The sequence below is a fragment of the Klebsiella sp. K47 genome (genome assembly GCF_051858335.1).
Lineage (GTDB): Bacteria > Pseudomonadota > Gammaproteobacteria > Enterobacterales > Enterobacteriaceae > Klebsiella > Klebsiella pneumoniae.
In genome coordinates this window covers 8994-26167 of record NZ_JBPYUI010000043.1, presented here as the reverse complement: position 1 = coordinate 26167, position 17174 = coordinate 8994, and the positions used below count along the sequence as shown (strand labels likewise).

Genomic DNA, 17174 nt, shown 5'->3' with positions numbered 1-17174 from the left:
TTTTCTCTGCAACCGAACCGGCTGTTTGTGTGAAGTGATTCACATCTGCCGTGTCAGTGGGTGCGCATTATAGGGATCCCATTTTTTTGCACAAGCCTTTTTTCGATCTTTTTTTCTGAATGGTGATTTTTCACCCTTTTCGCCGTGTAATTGCACGATTTGCTCAATTTTCACCGTTTTCAGGGGTTGCACAGGGAGATAAAAGCCACCAAAGTCTTCTTACGTTCCCGTATTTTGAGGTCTATATGTCTGCTCAGCTGCGCCCCTACAAAGCATTTTTCCCACAAATCGGTCTTCGCGTCATGATTGACGCATCCAGCGTTGTCATCGGCGATGTCAGAATTGCCGATGACGTCAGCGTCTGGCCTCTGGTGGCCATTCGCGGCGACGTCAACTATGTATCGATAGGTCAACGCAGCAATATTCAGGACGGTAGCGTTCTCCATGTGACCCATAAGTCCTCTTATAAGCCGGAGGGAAATCCGCTGATCATTGGTGAGGATGTAACTGTTGGTCATAAAGTGGTGCTGCACGGCTGCACTATCGGCAACCGCGTACTGGTTGGTATGGGTTCGATCTTATTAGATGGTGTCGTCGTTGGCGATGACGTCATGATTGGTGCGGGCAGTCTGGTTCCGCAGAACAAACAGCTGGAAAGCGGCTACCTTTACTTTGGCAATCCGGTCAAACAGATCCGCCCCCTGACAGAGGCGGAACGGGAAGGACTCAAGTATTCAGCAAATAACTATGTGAAATGGAAAAATGAGTACCTGGATCAGGATAACCAGATCCAGCCCTGAGCATCTTCCTGACCATCGCGGATCAATGCTTCTGCCTCTTCCTCTAGATCCCAACGATGTTCCTGGAAGGCGGCCAGCCACTGCGCTGGCCCCTCTGCGCCGAAACGCTGCTGCAAGATTTGCCCTGAAATTGCGCAGGTTAATTGCATCCCATTCACCAGCACGGGAAAAACCACGCCCTGCCGTTCGGCATCCCATGATTCCCGGTCAGGAAACTGAATCGCCTGATTCATGCATTCAGTTCCTGCTGCAGCGTTTCAATGACCGGAGCGATAGCCGGCAGAACGCCGTGCCATAGCAGAACAGCATGGGCGGCTTGCGCCACCAGCATTCCCAGCCCATCGGCACAGTGGACTGCGCCATATTGCTGGCACCAGTGAAGAAACGGTGTCGGCCCTTTCTGGTAAAACATGTCATAGCAATATACGTCAGCGTTGACAATAGATGCCGGGATAGCTGGTACATCACCGTCTATTCCACTGGACGTCGCATTGACGATCAGATCGAATGTTTCCCCGGATAAGGTATCCATCTCCCTTGCGCTAACGCTCCCGGTATGGGCGAAGAGAGTGGCTAACTCACGGGCACGAGAATAGGTGCGATTCACGATCGTGACGGCGCATCCCAGCGACAGAAGCGGCAAAAGAACCCCGCGAGATGCCCCACCAGCACCAACCAGCAGGATCCGTTGGCGTGGCTTAATGAATCCCAGGCGTTCCAGATCGCTCAGAAGACCAATACCGTCGGTGTTGTCCCCCAGTAAACGGCCATCTTCCAGGCGTTTCAGGGTGTTTACTGCTCCCGCCAGCGCTGCGCGTTCTGTCAGTTCGTCGGCACGCGCAAAGGCTTCCTCTTTAAAAGGAACGGTGACGTTGGCCCCCTTTCCTCCTTCTGCAAAGAACTGATTCAGAGAAGAGACAAAATCGTCCAGCGGCGCCAGTACACGTCCATAAGGATGAGTAATTCCTAACTGGCGGGCAAACAGCTGATGAATAGCAGGCGACTTGCTGTGCGCGATCGGATTACCAAAAACGGCATAGGTTTCCATGGTTCACCCCTGGCGGAACAGTTCACCCGTCAGGGCATCACGGATTTCAGATGGGTTTTGCCGGCCGCCCGTGGCGCCATCCACCACCGGGAAGCTGTCGCCAAACTGAGCATGGACCTCTGCGGTAGTACGGCACGGTGGTTGCCCGGTGAGATTGGCGCTGGTCGAAACCAGTGGTTTTCCGTAGGCTTCGCACAATTCGATTACCAGCGGATGGTTAGTCACGCGTACGGCCAGTGAATCAAAACGTCCAGTCAGCCAGCGCGGCGTTTCAGGACGCGCCGGGAATACAAACGTCACCGGTCCCGGCCAGCAAGAGAAGATGGCTTCCCGCTGTGAGTCACTTAACCGTGAATCATCAATATAGGGCTTCAGTTGCTCAAAGCTGGCGGCGATAAGGATCAATCCTTTCTCAACAGGACGCTGCTTCAGCTCCAGCAGGCGCATAACGGCCGTTTCGCTGTCAGGGTCGCAGCCGACGCCAAACACAGCTTCGGTGGGATAGGCGATGACATGTTCATTTTTCAGGACCGCCACGGCATGGGCGACGGCTTCTGAGGGCAGGTTATTGTTCACTGATTTATTCCGCCGGGATCGGCTTTCCACATTGTTTACTGGCACAGAAGCGTCTGAGCCCCTGCGCCGTCTTCTTTTCTATTAACAGCGGGTAATGGCATTCAGGGCATTCGCCCGCCACCGGTTTAAAATTGATAACGAACTGGCAATCAGGATAGCGATCGCAGGAGTGAAAGGTTTTACCGAAACGGGAACGACGCTGGACCAGATGGCCTTGTCCGCACTGCGGGCAAGCGATAGCCGTCTCATCGGGTTTATCAATCAGCTCGGTATGTTCACATTCCGGATAGCGGCTACAGCCAATGAACATCCCAAAACGCCCCTGGCGTAACACCATAACCGCACCGCACGATGGGCACTCTTGCCCCTCCAGCACCTTAACGATATGCCCGTCCGCCTGGCTTTTCAGGGGACGAATATAGTCACAGTCCGGATAATGCGAACAGCCGAGAAACGGGCCATGTTTCCCGGAACGGATCACCAGTTCGGCCCCGCACTGCGGGCAGGGCTCATTTTTACGCACCGAAAACAGTGCTGATTTGGTCATAACAACTCGATGTTGCTGCAAAAAGATTAATGCAGCATACCTTCATTTACTTCGAAGAGTAATTCTTCCATTTGCTGATAGGCGTTTTCACAGCCCGGAATATTGAACAGTACCATCAGGATGACCCATTTCAGGTCTTCCAGCTCAAATTCCGCCGTATCCAGCGCCAGTACGCGCTCTATCACCATTTCTCGCGTTTCGAGGTTCAACACCTGAATCTGCTCGAGGAAGAGTAAAAACCCCCGGCAACTGGCATCCAGACGCTGGCACTCCTCTTCGGTATATACCCGAAGAGAGAGCGGGTCGGAAGCGAGCTGCATGGGTTCAACGAGACCTTCCTGATAATCAGCCAGTTTCTCGAGCCACATTAACGCGTTATAGATGTCTTCCCGCTCAAAACCCGCATCGGTAAGATCCCGCGTCAGTTTGTCCTGATCCACGCGCATTTCTGCTTCGCTATGGATGTAAGTTTCAAACAAATACATGAGTACGTCGAACATGGCTTGCCCTCCTTAATCGGACATAGCCGCCGGGTACAGCTGCGATCCAGCCTGCTAACTCCAGTTCAAGTAGCTGAGCTACGGTTACTGGCACAGATTGGCCGGCACGTTCAGCGACAACGTCAACAGGTGTTACCTCATCTCCTACGTTAGCCAGGAGCTCCGGAAATGGCAATGCTACAGACGGCTGATCGACGCAAATATTTATCGAATCAGACGTATCAGTCAGCCAGGCCAGCTCGTTATGCCAGTATTCCACAATATCCTCTGGCGAGGTCACTGGCACCGCGCCTTGCTTAATTAACCAGTGCGGGCCTTCCGATCCCGGATTGCCTATCGGGCCAGGCAGGGCGAACACATCCCTTCCCTGCTCCAGGGCGCAGCGGACGGTGACCAGCGATCCGCTTCGCAACGCCGCCTCAATCACCAGCACGCCCAGGCTTAAGCCGCTGATAATCCGGTTGCGCCTGGGGAAATGTGCGGGAAGCGGCGGCGTAATGAGTGGAAATTCAGATACCAGCGTACCGCCATTGTCGATGATCTGCCGGGCGAGAGTTGCATGGCGCCGCGGATAAACCTGACTCAGCCCATTGCCCAGTACCGCGATAGTTTTACCCTCCGCCGCCAGCGCGCCGCGGTGCGCGACCCCGTCAATGCCTAACGCCAGCCCACTGGTGATGGTAATCCCTTTATGCGCCAGCGTTTCGCTGAACAGTTTCCCCCAGCGGGCGCCATACCAGGAGTGCGAGCGACTGCCAATAACGGCAAGCTGCGCGCTGTGAAGCAGGGCGAGGCCGCCGCTGACCAGCAACGCGCCGGGGTAATCAGCGATAGCCTTTAACCGCAATGGATAGCGCGGATCGTCACCCCGTAACAGATGATGATCCGGTTGTTCCAGCCAGCGCCGCGTCTCGTCAAGCTCATGCTCGTCAAGCCGGAAAAATAACTTTGCCTGCGCCGCGGTCATCCCGACGGCATGCAGCGCTTCACGATCAACGCTGGCGGCTGCGCATAAGCGCTGAGCGACCTCTACCATCCTGTCGCCATACAAGCTACTGACCTTCATCAGCCGCAGCCAAATCTCGTCGGGCGTCATCCTTACCCCCTGCCATAAGCGGTATTGACAATCTTTGCGATTGGACAGTGAGACTGTCAATTGCAGGGGGTTTTGTCTAGAATAGAGCTAATAATCTTATCAACTCCTGAATACGACTCTGGAACTTTATGGCAGTTTTGCAAGTGTTACATATTCCGGACGAGCGCCTTCGCAAAGTCGCCGAGCCGGTCAAAGAAGTGAATGCGGAAATTCAGCGTATCGTCGATGATATGTTCGACACCATGTACGCCGAGGAAGGCATCGGTCTGGCCGCAACCCAGGTCGATATCCATCAGCGCATTATCGTTATTGATGTGTCGGAAAATCGTGAAGAGCAGCTGGTATTAATTAACCCGGAAATGCTGGAGAAAGATGGCGAAACCGGTATTGAAGAAGGCTGCTTGTCTATTCCTGAACAGCGCGCCCTGGTGCCGCGTGCGGAAAAAGTGAAGATCCGGGCACTGGATCGCGATGGTAAGCCGTTTGAACTGGAGGCCGATGGCCTGCTGGCTATCTGTATCCAGCATGAGATGGATCACCTGGTCGGCAAACTGTTTATTGACTATCTGTCACCACTCAAACAACAGCGCATTCGTCAGAAGGTAGAGAAACTGGATCGTTTACGTTCCCGTGCCTGATAACAAGGAATACCGTGTCACAATCACTACGTATCATTTTCGCCGGCACCCCTGATTTTGCAGCGCGTCATCTTGATGCGCTGCTGTCGTCTGAACATCAGGTTGTTGGCGTATTCACTCAGCCTGATCGCCCTGCTGGTCGCGGCAAAAAATTGATGCCAAGCCCGGTAAAAGTGCTGGCAGAAGCCCATAACTTACCTGTGTTCCAGCCATCCTCCCTGCGTCCGCAGGATAACCAGCGGTTAGTCGCCGATCTCGGCGCCGATATTATGGTGGTAGTGGCGTACGGTCTGATTCTGCCTAAAGCGGTGCTGGAGATGCCCCGTCTGGGCTGTATCAACGTTCACGGCTCGCTGCTACCGCGCTGGCGTGGCGCAGCGCCTATTCAGCGTTCACTGTGGGCGGGGGATAGCGAAACTGGCGTAACCATCATGCAGATGGACGTCGGCCTTGATACGGGGGATATGCTGTATAAGCTTTCCTGCCCCATTACCGCAGAGGATACCAGCGGCAGCCTGTACGATAAGCTGGCCGAGCTCGGCCCTCAGGGGCTGCTGGCAACGTTAGCCCAGCTGGCCAACGGCACCGCACGGCCTGAAGTACAAGATGAATCGCTGGTGTGCCATGCCGAAAAGCTGAGTAAAGAAGAGGCTCGTATCGATTGGTCGCTTTCCGCTGCGCAGTTGGAACGCTGCATCCGCGCGTTTAATCCGTGGCCAATGAGCTGGCTGGAAATTGACGGACAACCGGTAAAAGTGTGGCGGGCATCGGTCATCGCCGAAGCCGCTCACGCCGAACCGGGTACTATCGTGGCAGCAACCAAACAGGGTATTCAGATCGCCACGGGGGATGGGATCCTCAGCCTGGAGTCGCTACAGCCTGCGGGTAAAAAAGCGATGAGCGCCCAGGACTTACTCAATTCCCGCCGGGAGTGGTTTATCCCTGGCACCCGTCTCGCCTGACGGTCGTCTCTTCTGAAGCCCGGGTTCGCCGGGCATTTTTATTTTTGCGCTTATGAAAAAGAATATAAATTTACGCAGCCTGGCCGCCCAGGCTATCGAGCAAGTTGTTGAAAAAGGGCAGTCTTTAAGCAACGTACTGCCCCCTCTACAGCAGAAAGTCAGCGATAAAGATAAAGCGCTACTGCAGGAGTTGTGCTTTGGTGTACTACGTACTCTAAGCCAGCTGGAGTGGCTTATCAGCAAGCTAATGGCGCGTCCGATGACCGGCAAACAGCGCACCGTGCACTTTCTGATCATGGTTGGTCTCTATCAGTTACTCTACACCCGCATTCCACCACACGCCGCGCTGGCGGAAACGGTAGAAGGCGCGGTGGCCATTAAACGCCCGCAGCTTAAAGGGCTAATCAACGGCGTGCTACGCCAGTTCCAGCGCCAGCAGGAAGCGTTGTTAGCCGAATTTGCTGAGCATGAAAACCGCTATCTTCATCCCAAATGGCTGCTGAAACGCCTGCAGCAGGCCTGGCCGCAGCAGTGGCAGGAGATCGTCGAGGCGAACAACCAGCGCCCGCCGATGTGGCTGCGCGTTAACCGCAACCATCATTCCCGGGATGAGTGGCTTGCCCTGCTTAACGAGACCGGTTTAGAGGGCTTTACCCACCCTGATTATCCGGACGCCGTACGCCTGGCCACCCCTGCTCCGGTCCACGCGTTACCAGGCTTTGCCGAAGGCTGGGTGACCGTCCAGGACGCCTCGGCTCAGGGCTGTATGCGCTACCTGCAACCGGAAAATGGCGAACGCATTCTCGATCTCTGCGCGGCGCCGGGCGGGAAGACGACGCATATTCTGGAAGTCGCTCCCCAGGCTCAGGTTATGGCGGTGGATATTGATGAACAGCGTCTGTCCCGCGTCTATGACAACCTGAAGCGTCTGGGTGTAAAAGCGGATGTAAAACAGGGCGATGGCCGCTTCCCTGAGCAGTGGTGTGGCAATGAGCAGTTCGATCGTATTCTGCTGGATGCTCCCTGCTCCGCAACCGGCGTTATTCGCCGCCATCCGGATATCAAATGGCTGCGCCGGGATCGGGATATCGCCGAGTTAGCCCAACTGCAGGCCGAGATCCTCAATGCCACCTGGACGCACCTGAAGCCAGGCGGCACGCTGGTTTACGCAACCTGTTCTATTCTGCCGGAAGAGAACAGTCAGCAAATTGCCGCTTTCCTCGCGCGAACTCCGGATGCAGAACTTCACGCCACCGGCACGCCGGCGAGCCCCGGGCAGCAAAATCTGCCGGGCGTGGAAGAAGGTGATGGCTTCTTTTACGCTAAGCTAATCAAACGTCGGAACTAATGGGTCACTGCAGATGAAGATTATTATTCTGGGCGCCGGCCAGGTCGGCGGCACGCTGGCGGAAAACCTCGTCGGCGAGAACAATGATATTACGCTGGTTGATACCAATGGCGACCGTCTGCGCAGCCTGCAGGATAAGTTCGATCTGCGTGTCGTCCAGGGGCATGGCTCTCACCCTCGCGTACTGCGCGAGGCGGGAGCCGATGATGCCGATATGCTGGTAGCGGTCACTAGTTCGGACGAAACCAACATGGTGGCCTGCCAGGTCGCTTACTCATTGTTCAATACGCCAAACCGCATAGCGCGTATTCGTGCGCCTGATTACGTTCGTGATGCGGAAAAGCTCTTCAACTCTGAAGCGGTACCCATCGATCACTTAATCGCTCCGGAACAACTGGTCATCGACAACATCCACCGTCTGATCGAATATCCCGGCGCGCTGCAGGTCGTGAACTTCGCCGAAGGAAAAGTCAGTCTCGCGGTAGTAAAAGCCTATTATGGTGGCCCGCTGGTGGGGAATGCCTTATCCACTATGCGGGAGCATATGCCGCATATCGATACGCGCGTGGCCGCCATTTTCCGCCACGATCGCCCCATCCGCCCGCAGGGCTCGACGATTGTCGAGGCCGGAGATGAAGTCTTCTTTATTGCCGCCTCGCAGCATATTCGCGCGGTCATGAGTGAACTGCAGCGACTGGAAAAGCCGTATAAGCGTATTATGCTGGTCGGCGGGGGCAATATTGGCGCGGGTCTGGCCCATAAGCTGGAAAAAGATTACAGCGTTAAGCTTATCGAACGTAATCAGCAGCGAGCCGCTGAGCTAGCGGAAAAGCTGCAGCATACTATCGTCTTCTACGGGGATGCATCGGACCAGGAGCTGTTGGCTGAAGAGCATATTGACCAGGTGGACCTGTTTATTGCCGTCACTAACGACGACGAAGCCAATATTATGTCGGCTATGTTGGCCAAGCGAATGGGCGCGAAAAAAGTGATGGTGCTAATCCAGCGCAGAGCCTACGTGGATCTGGTCCAGGGTAGCGTCATCGATATTGCGATTTCGCCTCAGCAGGCCACAATTTCCGCACTCCTCAGTCATGTCCGTAAAGCCGATATTGTCGGCGTCTCCTCCTTGCGCCGCGGCGTTGCAGAAGCGATTGAGGCAGTCGCGCACGGCGATGAGAGCACCTCCCGGGTAGTCGGGCGTTCGATCGACGAGATCAAGCTTCCACCGGGCACGATCATCGGCGCCGTCGTGCGGGGCAATGACGTGATGATCGCCAATAATAATCTACGGATCGAGCAGGGCGACCATGTGATCATGTTTTTGACCGATAAGAAGTTTATTTCCGATGTCGAAAGGCTGTTCCAGCCAAGTCCTTTCTTCCTGTAATTCCCAGGGCGCCGAACAGGCGCCTTTTTATTATCCCTTATTATTCAAAGGTTAATATTTTGCAGTAACTATCTGCTGGGAATGGCAAATGAAAATACATTTGTTAAACTTACAACGTCAGCTGGCACAAGGAGAATAAAATGAGTTTTTTAAAAGAGTTTCGCGAATTCGCGATGCGCGGGAACGTTGTCGATTTGGCAGTGGGTGTGATCATCGGTGCAGCATTCGGTAAAATTGTTTCATCACTGGTCGCGGATATTATTATGCCGCCACTCGGCCTGTTGATTGGCGGGATCGATTTTAAACAGTTTGCCGTCACGCTACGTGATGCCCAGGGCGATGTCCCGGCTGTGGTGATGCATTATGGGGTATTCATTCAGAACGTTTTCGATTTCATCATCGTCGCGTTTGCCATCTTCATGGCGATTAAATTGATGAATAAGTTAAATCGTAAGAAAGAAGAGGCTCCGGCGGCACCGCCAGCTCCCTCTAAAGAAGAAGTTCTGCTGAGCGAAATTCGCGATCTGCTGAAAGAACAAAACAACCGTTCTTAATCAGCAGAGAAAGCAGAAGGCCAGTGGTAAAAAAGCGATTCGCTTGCTTGCCACTGGCCTCCCGATCAACCCTTCCTGCATGTTTATCTTTACGTTGATAGCTTCCTTTCCCTTTCTTGTTTTTCTCTACGCGCTGCCTAAATAACGGATCGTGGAGAAGTGCCTCAATGGCGTTATCTTTAATTTGTCCTTTAGTATGCTGATAGCGACTCATAGTTACTCCGGTATATGTATAAACTCGACGCGAGTGTAGATCCGCGCGTTTAAAAAATCAACGTCCGCCATTGCCGTTGCTGGCCCCTTGTTCAAGGGCCTCAAGGATAGAACAGTAAACGCTGCTGTGGGCAGTGCCGCAACAGGCATCGTTGAGCCGCTGCAGAGAGCGGCGCATCGTCTGTAGCTCTTTAATCCGCGCCTCGACTTCACTTAATCGCGCCTGAACGATCCCTTTCGACTCCTGACAGGTATGATGCTCCGGATCGATGCGGATCGACAATAATTCGCGGATCGCTTCCAGGGTGAAACCCAGTTGTCGGGCATAACGAATAAAGCGCAGCCGTTGAAGATCGTTATCCGAGTACAGACGAAATCCTCCCTCGGTGCGTATGTCATGATCCATCATCTGCTGCTTTTCATAGTAGCGGATGGTATCAGGCGTCACGTCAGCCAGTTTTGCCAATTCACCAATACGATACATATTTACTCCTGATTTATTTTTTGCAGCAACGCATCGGCGTACTCACCGCGTAAAAAGTCGGTGTTCAGACCTGCCTGACGTAACTTCAGCTCGAGCAGGGCAAGGCGTTTGCTAAGTTCGGCATGACGCGGATCGTCCTGACGGACGCCGTTCAGTAAGTCTGCCAGAGCCAACGCTTCTTTGCGTTGCTCCAGTTCCGGAGGAAGACATCCTGCATTTTTCAGAAGGCGATAGCCTGCCCGCAACTCCGCCGGCACATGTGAATCGTCATCGAGAGTCAGCGGTTCTCCGCTGCCGGGTAAATTATCGAACTCACCTTTGGTTTGGGCATCGAGGATATGACGTTCCGCCCACTGATCCAGCAACCACATTCTACGGCTCCAGGGGATGAACAAAAAGAGTACAGATAGTGTAGTGAAATGGGGATGGGGTAGATATAAAAAAACCCGCCAGGGCGGGTTTTTTTACGTTACTACAGATTACTCTGCAGCAGCTTCTGCTTTCGGCTCAGCACGATCAACCAGCTCGATGTATGCCATCGGCGCGTTGTCGCCTGCACGGAAGCCACACTTCAGAATGCGAGTGTAACCACCGGCGCGGCTCGCGAAACGCGGGCCCAGCTCGTTAAACAGTTTTGCCACGATCTCGTTATCACGAGTGCGGGCGAATGCCAGACGACGATTAGCAACGCTATCAGTCTTGGCAAGAGTAATCAGCGGCTCAACTACGCGACGCAGTTCTTTCGCTTTCGGCAGGGTCGTCTTGATGATTTCATGACGAACCAGCGAACCTGCCATGTTACGGAACATAGCCTGGCGATGGCTGCTGTTGCGGTTCAGTTGACGACCACTCTTACGATGGCGCATGACCTTATCCTTCTCAGTAAAACCTTAACCTGTGATCCGGTTACTCGTCAGCAATGCTTGCTGGTGGCCAGTTTTCCAGGCGCATGCCCAGAGACAGTCCACGGGAAGCCAGCACGTCTTTAATCTCAGTAAGAGATTTTTTACCCAGGTTCGGCGTTTTCAGCAACTCAACCTCGGTACGCTGTACCAGATCACCGATATAGTGGATAGCTTCTGCCTTGAGGCAGTTAGCAGAGCGGACAGTCAATTCCAGATCGTCAACAGGGCGCAGCAGGATCGGATCGAATTCTGGTTTCTCTTCTTTCACTTCTGGCTGACGTACATCACGTAGGTCAACAAAAGCTTCCAGTTGTTCAGCCAGGATGGTTGCCGCACGACGAATCGCCTCTTCAGGATCGATTGTGCCGTTGGTTTCCATTTCGATGACCAGCTTGTCCAGGTCGGTACGCTGTTCTACACGCGCAGCTTCAACATTGTAGGCAATACGCTCTACAGGGCTGTAGCAGGCGTCGACCAGCAGACGGCCGATTGGGCGCTCATCTTCTTCCGAATGAATTCGGGCAGAAGCCGGCACATAACCGCGACCGCGCTGAACTTTGATACGCATGCTAATAGCAGCGTTCTCATCAGTCAGGTGGCAAATCACGTGCTGCGGCTTGACGATTTCGACATCACCGTCGTGGGTAATGTCGGCTGCGGTCACAGGGCCAATGCCAGATTTATTCAAAGTAAGGATGACTTCATCTTTACCCTGAACTCTCACCGCCAGCCCTTTCAGGTTGAGCAGGATTTCAAGGATGTCTTCCTGAACGCCTTCTTTGGTGCTGTACTCGTGCAGTACACCATCAATCTCAACCTCGGTCACCGCGCAACCCGGCATCGATGAGAGCAGAATACGGCGCAGTGCGTTACCCAGAGTATGGCCGAAGCCACGCTCTAAAGGCTCAAGGGTCACCTTGGCGTGCGTCGAACTCACTTGCTCGATATCGACCAGGCGCGGTTTTAGAAACTCTGTCACAGAACCCTGCATTGTGTCCTCTCTTTGGTACTAAGCTTTACTTGGAGTAAAGCTCGACGATCAGGTGTTCGTTAATGTCCGCAGACAGATCAGAACGCTCCGGCTGACGCTTGAACGTACCTTCCATCTTGCCAGCATCAACTTCCAGCCAGGTTGGCTTTTCACGCTGCTCAGCCAGCTCCAGAGCGGCTTTCACGCGAGATTGCTTTTTCGCTTTCTCACGAATGCTGACAACGTCATTCGCTTTAACCTGATAAGAAGCGATGTTAACAACACGACCGTTTACCATAATCGCTTTGTGGCTAACCAGCTGGCGTGCTTCAGCACGAGTGGCGCCGAAGCCCATACGGTATACAACGTTGTCCAGACGACCTTCCAGCAGAGCCAACAGGTTTTCACCGGTGTTGCCTTTCAGACGTGCTGCTTCTTTATAGTAGTTACGGAACTGACGCTCCAGCACACCGTACATACGGCGAACTTTTTGCTTTTCACGCAACTGCACACCATAGTCAGACAGACGCGGCTTACGCGCACCGTGCTGGCCAGGAGCTTGTTCAATTTTACACTTGGTATCGATCGCGCGAACGCCAGACTTAAGGAATAAGTCGGTGCCCTCACGACGGCTCAGCTTGAGCTTAGGACCCAAATATCTTGCCATTTTCTTTCTCCAACTAACCTGGAAAACGCAGCGTTATACGCGACGTTTTTTCGGCGGACGACAACCGTTATGAGGGATCGGAGTCACATCAGTAATATTAGTGATGCGGAAACCAGCGGCGTTCAGTGCACGAATGGTAGATTCGCGACCCGGACCCGGACCTTTGACCATAACTTCCAGATTCTTGATGCCGTATTCTTTTACGGCTTCTGCGCAACGCTCTGCTGCAACCTGAGCTGCGAACGGAGTGGATTTGCGAGAACCACGGAAACCGGAACCACCGGCTGTTGCCCAACCCAGTGCGTTACCCTGACGATCAGTGATGGTAACGATGGTGTTGTTAAAAGAAGCATGGATATGAGCCACGCCGTCAGAGACTTGTTTTCTTACACGCTTACGTGCACGAATTGGTGCCTTTGCCATTATTCAATCACCCCGATTATTTCTTGATCGGTTTACGCGGACCCTTACGGGTACGTGCGTTGGTCTTGGTACGCTGACCGCGAACCGGGAGACCACGACGATGACGCAAACCACGGTAGCAACCAAGGTCCATCAGACGCTTGATGCTCAGGGTGATTTCACGGCGCAGATCACCTTCAACGACAAATTTACCTACTGCTTCACGCAGAATATCAATTTGTTCTTCAGACAGCTCACTGATCTTAACATTTTCAGCGATGCCCGTTTCAGCGCAGATGGCTTTAGAACGGGTTTTGCCGATACCGAAAATAGCGGTTAAAGCGATAACGGTATGTTTGTGATCAGGAATGTTAATGCCTGCTATACGGGCCACTATGCACTCCTACTATTTAATATGTACGCACCATGCTGAAAAGCCCGTTTTCAGGATACTCAAATGGAAACGTACAGACATACAAAAGATTGGCTGGCTAATCTAGCCAGCTCAATCCAACTTTGCAAGAAAAATATGCGAAAAAATCAGCCTTGGCGCTGTTTATGCTTCGGCTCGGCACTGCAAATCACACGGATGACACCATCACGCTTAACGATTTTGCAGTTACGGCATAATTTCTTGACGGAAGCACGAACTTTCATTTTTACTCTCCGTAACTTCTCGGGCGACCAGTTTTAACGGCCGTAGCCTTTCAGGTTCGCCTTCTTCAATGCAGACTCATACTGACTGGACATCATCAGAGTTTGCACTTGAGCCATAAAGTCCATAATCACGACAACAACGATAAGCAGCGAGGTCCCACCGAAGTAGAACGGCACTTTCATCGCGTCACGCATGAACTCCGGGATCAGGCAGATAAAAGTAATGTACAACGCACCAACCAGAGTCAGGCGAGTCATCACTTTATCGATATACTTCGCCGTTTGCTCTCCCGGACGAATTCCTGGTACAAATGCACCGGACTTCTTCAGGTTATCTGCTGTTTCACGCGGGTTGAAAACCAACGCCGTGTAGAAGAAACAGAAGAAGATGATTGCAGACGCATAGAGTAACACATAAAGCGGTTGCCCAGGCTGCAAATACAGCGAAATTGTTGTCAGCCAGTTCCAACCAGTACCACCCCCGAACCATGACGTGATGGTTGCCGGGAACAGTATAATACTGGAAGCGAAGATTGCCGGGATTACCCCCGCCATATTCACTTTCAGCGGTAAATGTGTGCTCTGTGCAGCATAGACACGACGACCCTGTTGACGTTTCGCGTAGTTTACCACAATGCGGCGTTGACCACGCTCAACGAATACAACAAAGAAGGTCACTGCAAATACTAATACTGCAACCAACAGCAACAGGAGGAAGTGCAGGTCGCCTTGACGCGCTTGCTCGATAGTATGGGCGATGGCCGGCGGGAGTCCCGCAACGATACCGGCGAAGATAATGATCGAGATACCGTTACCGATACCACGTTCAGTGATCTGTTCGCCGAGCCACATCAGGAACATAGTCCCTGTGACCAGACTGACAACAGCGGTGAAATAGAATGCAAAGCCTGGATTAATCACCAGGCCTTGCATACCAGGCATATTCGGCAGACCGGTAGCAATACCGATCGACTGAAATATCGCCAGCACCAGAGTACCGTAGCGGGTGTACTGGCTGATCTTACGACGACCAGACTCCCCTTCTTTCTTCAGTTCCGCTAGCGGTTGATAAACCACCGTCAGCAGCTGCACGATGATCGATGCCGAAATGTACGGCATAATCCCCAGCGCAAAGATAGAAGCACGGCTGAGAGCACCACCAGAGAACATGTTGAACATTTCAATGATGGTGCCTCGCTGTTGCTCAAGCAGTTTGGCAAGTACAGCGGCATCAATACCAGGGATCGGAATAAAAGAGCCAATACGGAACACTATCAGCGCACCGACCACAAACAGAAGTCTGCGTTTCAGTTCGCCAAGGCCACCTTTGGCACTTTGAAAATCTAATCCCGGTTGTTTAGCCATCTGCTACTTATTCCTCAATTTTACCGCCAGCAGCTTCGATAGCAGCACGAGCACCTTTAGTCACACGCAGGCCACGAACAGTTACCGGACGAGTTACCTCACCAGACAGGATCACTTTCGCGAACTCGATCTGGACACCGATAATGTTAGCCGCTTTCAGCGCGTTCAGGTCTACTACATCGCCTTCTACGTGAGCCAGATCGGAGAGACGGATCTCTGCGGTGATCATCGCTTTACGAGAAGTGAAGCCGAATTTCGGCAGACGACGGTACAGAGGCATCTGACCACCCTCGAAACCGCGACGTACGCCACCGCCAGAACGAGATTTCTGACCTTTGTGACCACGACCACCGGTTTTACCGAGGCCAGAACCGATACCACGACCCAGGCGTTTACCCGCCTTTTTGGAGCCTTCGGCCGGAGACAGAGTATTTAAACGCATCTCTTACTCCTCAACTTTAACCATGAAGGAAACCGCGTTGACCATACCACGAACAGCAGGAGTATCCTCGCGCTCTACGGTGTGACCAATACGACGCAGACCCAGGCCAAGCAGCGTTGCCTTGTGTTTCGGCAGACGACCGATTGCACTGCGGGTTTGAGTAATTTTAATAGTCTTTGCCATGGTTTATTTCCCCAGAATTTCTTCAACGGATTTACCACGCTTGGCAGCGACCATATCCGGGGACTTCATGTTTTCCAGACCGTCGATAGTTGCACGAACCACGTTAATCGGGTTAGTGGAACCATACGCTTTAGCCAGAACGTTACGAACCCCAGCGACTTCCAGAACGGCGCGCATTGCACCACCGGCGATGATACCGGTACCTTCGGAAGCCGGCTGCATGAATACACGAGAACCCGTGTGAGTACCCTTAACCGGGTGCTGCAGGGTGCCGTGGTTCAGCGCGACGTTAATCATATTGCGACGGGCTTTTTCCATCGCTTTCTGGATCGCTGCTGGAACTTCACGCGCTTTACCGTAACCAAAACCAACGCGACCGTTACCATCGCCTACTACAGTCAGAGCTGTGAAGGAGAAAATACGACCACCTTTAACGGTTTTAGATACGCGGTTTACCGCGATCAGCTTTTCCTGCAGTTCGCCAGCTTGTTTTTCGATGTGAGCCATCTTACACCTCTACCTTAGAACTGAAGGCCAGCTTCACGGGCAGCATCTGCCAGTGCCTGGACACGACCATGATATTGGAACCCGGAACGGTCAAAGGAAACATCTTTGATGCCTTTTTCCAGAGCGCGTTCAGCGACAGCTTTACCCACAGCTGCTGCAGCGTCTTTGTTACCGGTGTACTTCAGTTGTTCAGCGATAGCTTTTTCTACAGTAGAAGCAGCTACCAGAACTTCAGAACCATTCGGTGCAATTACCTGTGCGTAAATGTGACGCGGGGTACGATGTACCACCAGGCGAGTTGCGCCCAGCTCCTGGAGCTTGCGGCGTGCGCGGGTCGCACGACGGATACGAGCAGATTTCTTATCCATAGTGTTACCTTACTTCTTCTTAGCCTCTTTGGTACGCACGACTTCGTCGGCGTAACGAACACCCTTGCCTTTGTAAGGCTCAGGACGACGGTAGGCGCGCAGATCTGCTGCAACCTGGCCGATCACCTGCTTATCAGCGCCTTTCAGCACGATTTCAGTCTGAGTCGGACATTCTGCAGTGATACCCGCAGGCAGCTGATGATCAACCGGGTGAGAGAAACCTAAAGCCAGGTTTACTACATTCCCTTTGACCGCTGCACGATAACCTACACCAACCAGCTGCAGCTTCTTAGTGAAGCCTTCGGTAACACCGATAACCATTGAGTTCAGCAGGGCACGCGCGGTACCAGCCTGAGCCCAACCGTCTGCGTAACCATCACGCGGACCGAAGGTCAGTGCATTATCTGCATGTTTAACTTCAACAGCATCGTTGAGAGTACGAGTCAGCTCGCCGTTTTTACCTTTGATCGTAATAACCTGACCGTTGATTTTTACATCAACGCCGGCAGGAACAACGACCGGTGCTTTAGCAACACGAGACATTTTTTCCTC

27 protein-coding genes are annotated in these 17174 nt (G+C 53.0%); 6 read left to right on the top strand and 21 right to left on the bottom strand.

Features of this window, described 5'->3' with window-relative positions; genetic code table 11:
- The first annotated feature begins 245 nt into the window (after positions 1-245).
- Positions 246-800, top strand: coding sequence for a gamma carbonic anhydrase family protein (locus RRF55_RS25760; RefSeq protein ID WP_064153729.1), 555 nt, complete (start codon positions 246-248; stop codon positions 798-800).
- Here RRF55_RS25760 and RRF55_RS25755 read toward each other — a convergent pair.
- The 6 genes from RRF55_RS25755 to dprA are packed head-to-tail and all read right to left on the bottom strand — an operon-like array spanning position 776 to position 4567.
- Positions 776-1033, bottom strand: a complete 258-nt coding sequence (locus tag RRF55_RS25755; RefSeq protein ID WP_064153730.1) for a DUF1488 domain-containing protein — start codon at positions 1031-1033, stop codon at positions 776-778. The genes RRF55_RS25760 and RRF55_RS25755 overlap by 25 nt on opposite strands.
- Positions 1030-1848: a shikimate dehydrogenase gene (aroE, locus tag RRF55_RS25750; protein ID WP_002919126.1), complete on the bottom strand. Its 819-nt coding sequence runs from the start codon at positions 1846-1848 to the stop codon at positions 1030-1032. The genes RRF55_RS25755 and aroE overlap by 4 nt, the downstream gene beginning before the upstream one ends.
- A 3-nt stretch (positions 1849-1851) precedes the next feature.
- Positions 1852-2424, bottom strand: coding sequence for an L-threonylcarbamoyladenylate synthase type 1 TsaC (tsaC, locus tag RRF55_RS25745; protein WP_002919132.1), 573 nt, complete (start codon positions 2422-2424; stop codon positions 1852-1854).
- Between the two features lie 4 nt (positions 2425-2428).
- Positions 2429-2971: a DNA topoisomerase family protein gene (locus tag RRF55_RS25740; protein ID WP_004145330.1), complete on the bottom strand. Its 543-nt coding sequence runs from the start codon at positions 2969-2971 to the stop codon at positions 2429-2431.
- Positions 2972-2997: 26 nt separating this feature from the next.
- The gene (gene smg / locus RRF55_RS25735; RefSeq protein WP_002919137.1) at positions 2998-3471 is read right to left on the bottom strand and encodes a DUF494 family protein Smg; all 474 of its coding nucleotides are present in this window, start codon (positions 3469-3471) and stop codon (positions 2998-3000) included.
- Positions 3443-4567, bottom strand: coding sequence for a DNA-protecting protein DprA (dprA, locus tag RRF55_RS25730; protein ID WP_004185889.1), 1125 nt, complete (start codon positions 4565-4567; stop codon positions 3443-3445). The genes smg and dprA overlap by 29 nt, the downstream gene beginning before the upstream one ends.
- A 128-nt stretch (positions 4568-4695) precedes the next feature.
- Here dprA and def point away from each other — a divergent pair, with 128 nt between their 5' ends.
- From def to mscL, 5 genes are all read left to right on the top strand, one after another.
- Positions 4696-5205: a peptide deformylase gene (gene def / locus RRF55_RS25725; protein WP_004174081.1), complete on the top strand. Its 510-nt coding sequence runs from the start codon at positions 4696-4698 to the stop codon at positions 5203-5205.
- 14 nt (positions 5206-5219) lie between these two features.
- On the top strand, positions 5220-6167 hold the full coding sequence (gene fmt / locus RRF55_RS25720) for a methionyl-tRNA formyltransferase (RefSeq protein WP_032415753.1): 948 nt from the start codon (positions 5220-5222) through the stop codon (positions 6165-6167).
- 52 nt (positions 6168-6219) lie between these two features.
- Positions 6220-7515 carry a 16S rRNA (cytosine(967)-C(5))-methyltransferase RsmB gene (rsmB, locus tag RRF55_RS25715; protein ID WP_004174079.1) on the top strand — a complete coding sequence of 432 codons (1296 nt, stop codon included), beginning with the start codon at positions 6220-6222 and terminating at the stop codon, positions 7513-7515.
- Between the two features lie 13 nt (positions 7516-7528).
- Entirely contained in the window at positions 7529-8905 is a 1377-nt protein-coding gene (trkA, locus tag RRF55_RS25710; protein ID WP_002919153.1) for a Trk system potassium transporter TrkA, read from the top strand.
- Positions 8906-9045: 140 nt separating this feature from the next.
- On the top strand, positions 9046-9459 hold the full coding sequence (gene mscL, locus RRF55_RS25705; RefSeq protein ID WP_004145325.1) for a large-conductance mechanosensitive channel protein MscL: 414 nt from the start codon (positions 9046-9048) through the stop codon (positions 9457-9459).
- Here mscL and RRF55_RS25700 read toward each other — a convergent pair.
- The 15 genes from RRF55_RS25700 to rplF form a co-directional block, all read right to left on the bottom strand.
- Positions 9395-9673 carry an alternative ribosome-rescue factor A gene (locus tag RRF55_RS25700; protein ID WP_004188380.1) on the bottom strand — a complete coding sequence of 93 codons (279 nt, stop codon included), beginning with the start codon at positions 9671-9673 and terminating at the stop codon, positions 9395-9397. The genes mscL and RRF55_RS25700 overlap by 65 nt on opposite strands.
- Before the next feature lie 57 nt (positions 9674-9730).
- Positions 9731-10156, bottom strand: a complete 426-nt coding sequence (zntR, locus tag RRF55_RS25695; protein WP_004185894.1) for a Zn(2+)-responsive transcriptional regulator — start codon at positions 10154-10156, stop codon at positions 9731-9733.
- Positions 10157-10158: 2 nt separating this feature from the next.
- Complete coding sequence (locus RRF55_RS25690; protein WP_002919204.1) at positions 10159-10527, bottom strand: DUF1992 domain-containing protein; 369 nt, start codon at positions 10525-10527, stop codon at positions 10159-10161.
- A gap of 108 nt (positions 10528-10635) precedes the next feature.
- Complete coding sequence (gene rplQ, locus RRF55_RS25685; RefSeq protein ID WP_002919206.1) at positions 10636-11022, bottom strand: 50S ribosomal protein L17; 387 nt, start codon at positions 11020-11022, stop codon at positions 10636-10638.
- Positions 11023-11062: 40 nt separating this feature from the next.
- Positions 11063-12052 (bottom strand): DNA-directed RNA polymerase subunit alpha, encoded by a 990-nt coding sequence (locus tag RRF55_RS25680; RefSeq protein ID WP_002919219.1) that lies wholly within the window; start codon positions 12050-12052, stop codon positions 11063-11065.
- A 25-nt stretch (positions 12053-12077) separates the two neighbouring features.
- Positions 12078-12698, bottom strand: a complete 621-nt coding sequence (gene rpsD, locus RRF55_RS25675) for a 30S ribosomal protein S4 (RefSeq protein WP_002919224.1) — start codon at positions 12696-12698, stop codon at positions 12078-12080.
- 33 nt (positions 12699-12731) lie between these two features.
- The gene (gene rpsK, locus RRF55_RS25670) at positions 12732-13121 is read right to left on the bottom strand and encodes a 30S ribosomal protein S11 (RefSeq protein ID WP_002919257.1); all 390 of its coding nucleotides are present in this window, start codon (positions 13119-13121) and stop codon (positions 12732-12734) included.
- Positions 13122-13137: 16 nt separating this feature from the next.
- A complete protein-coding gene (gene rpsM, locus RRF55_RS25665; protein ID WP_002919259.1) occupies positions 13138-13494 on the bottom strand; it encodes a 30S ribosomal protein S13 in 357 nt (118 codons plus the stop codon).
- A gap of 146 nt (positions 13495-13640) precedes the next feature.
- Positions 13641-13757: a 50S ribosomal protein L36 gene (gene rpmJ / locus RRF55_RS25660; RefSeq protein WP_000868187.1), complete on the bottom strand. Its 117-nt coding sequence runs from the start codon at positions 13755-13757 to the stop codon at positions 13641-13643.
- Positions 13758-13790: 33 nt separating this feature from the next.
- Positions 13791-15122 carry a preprotein translocase subunit SecY gene (gene secY, locus RRF55_RS25655; protein ID WP_002919515.1) on the bottom strand — a complete coding sequence of 444 codons (1332 nt, stop codon included), beginning with the start codon at positions 15120-15122 and terminating at the stop codon, positions 13791-13793.
- 7 nt (positions 15123-15129) lie between these two features.
- Positions 15130-15564 carry a 50S ribosomal protein L15 gene (rplO, locus tag RRF55_RS25650; RefSeq protein WP_002919516.1) on the bottom strand — a complete coding sequence of 145 codons (435 nt, stop codon included), beginning with the start codon at positions 15562-15564 and terminating at the stop codon, positions 15130-15132.
- 3 nt (positions 15565-15567) lie between these two features.
- Positions 15568-15747, bottom strand: a complete 180-nt coding sequence (gene rpmD / locus RRF55_RS25645; RefSeq protein WP_001140434.1) for a 50S ribosomal protein L30 — start codon at positions 15745-15747, stop codon at positions 15568-15570.
- Positions 15748-15750: 3 nt separating this feature from the next.
- Positions 15751-16254 (bottom strand): 30S ribosomal protein S5, encoded by a 504-nt coding sequence (gene rpsE / locus RRF55_RS25640; RefSeq protein WP_002919545.1) that lies wholly within the window; start codon positions 16252-16254, stop codon positions 15751-15753.
- A 14-nt stretch (positions 16255-16268) separates the two neighbouring features.
- Positions 16269-16622, bottom strand: a complete 354-nt coding sequence (gene rplR, locus RRF55_RS25635; RefSeq protein ID WP_000358960.1) for a 50S ribosomal protein L18 — start codon at positions 16620-16622, stop codon at positions 16269-16271.
- A gap of 9 nt (positions 16623-16631) precedes the next feature.
- The gene (gene rplF, locus RRF55_RS25630) at positions 16632-17165 is read right to left on the bottom strand and encodes a 50S ribosomal protein L6 (RefSeq protein ID WP_002919662.1); all 534 of its coding nucleotides are present in this window, start codon (positions 17163-17165) and stop codon (positions 16632-16634) included.
- Between the last annotated feature and the right edge of the window lie 9 nt (positions 17166-17174).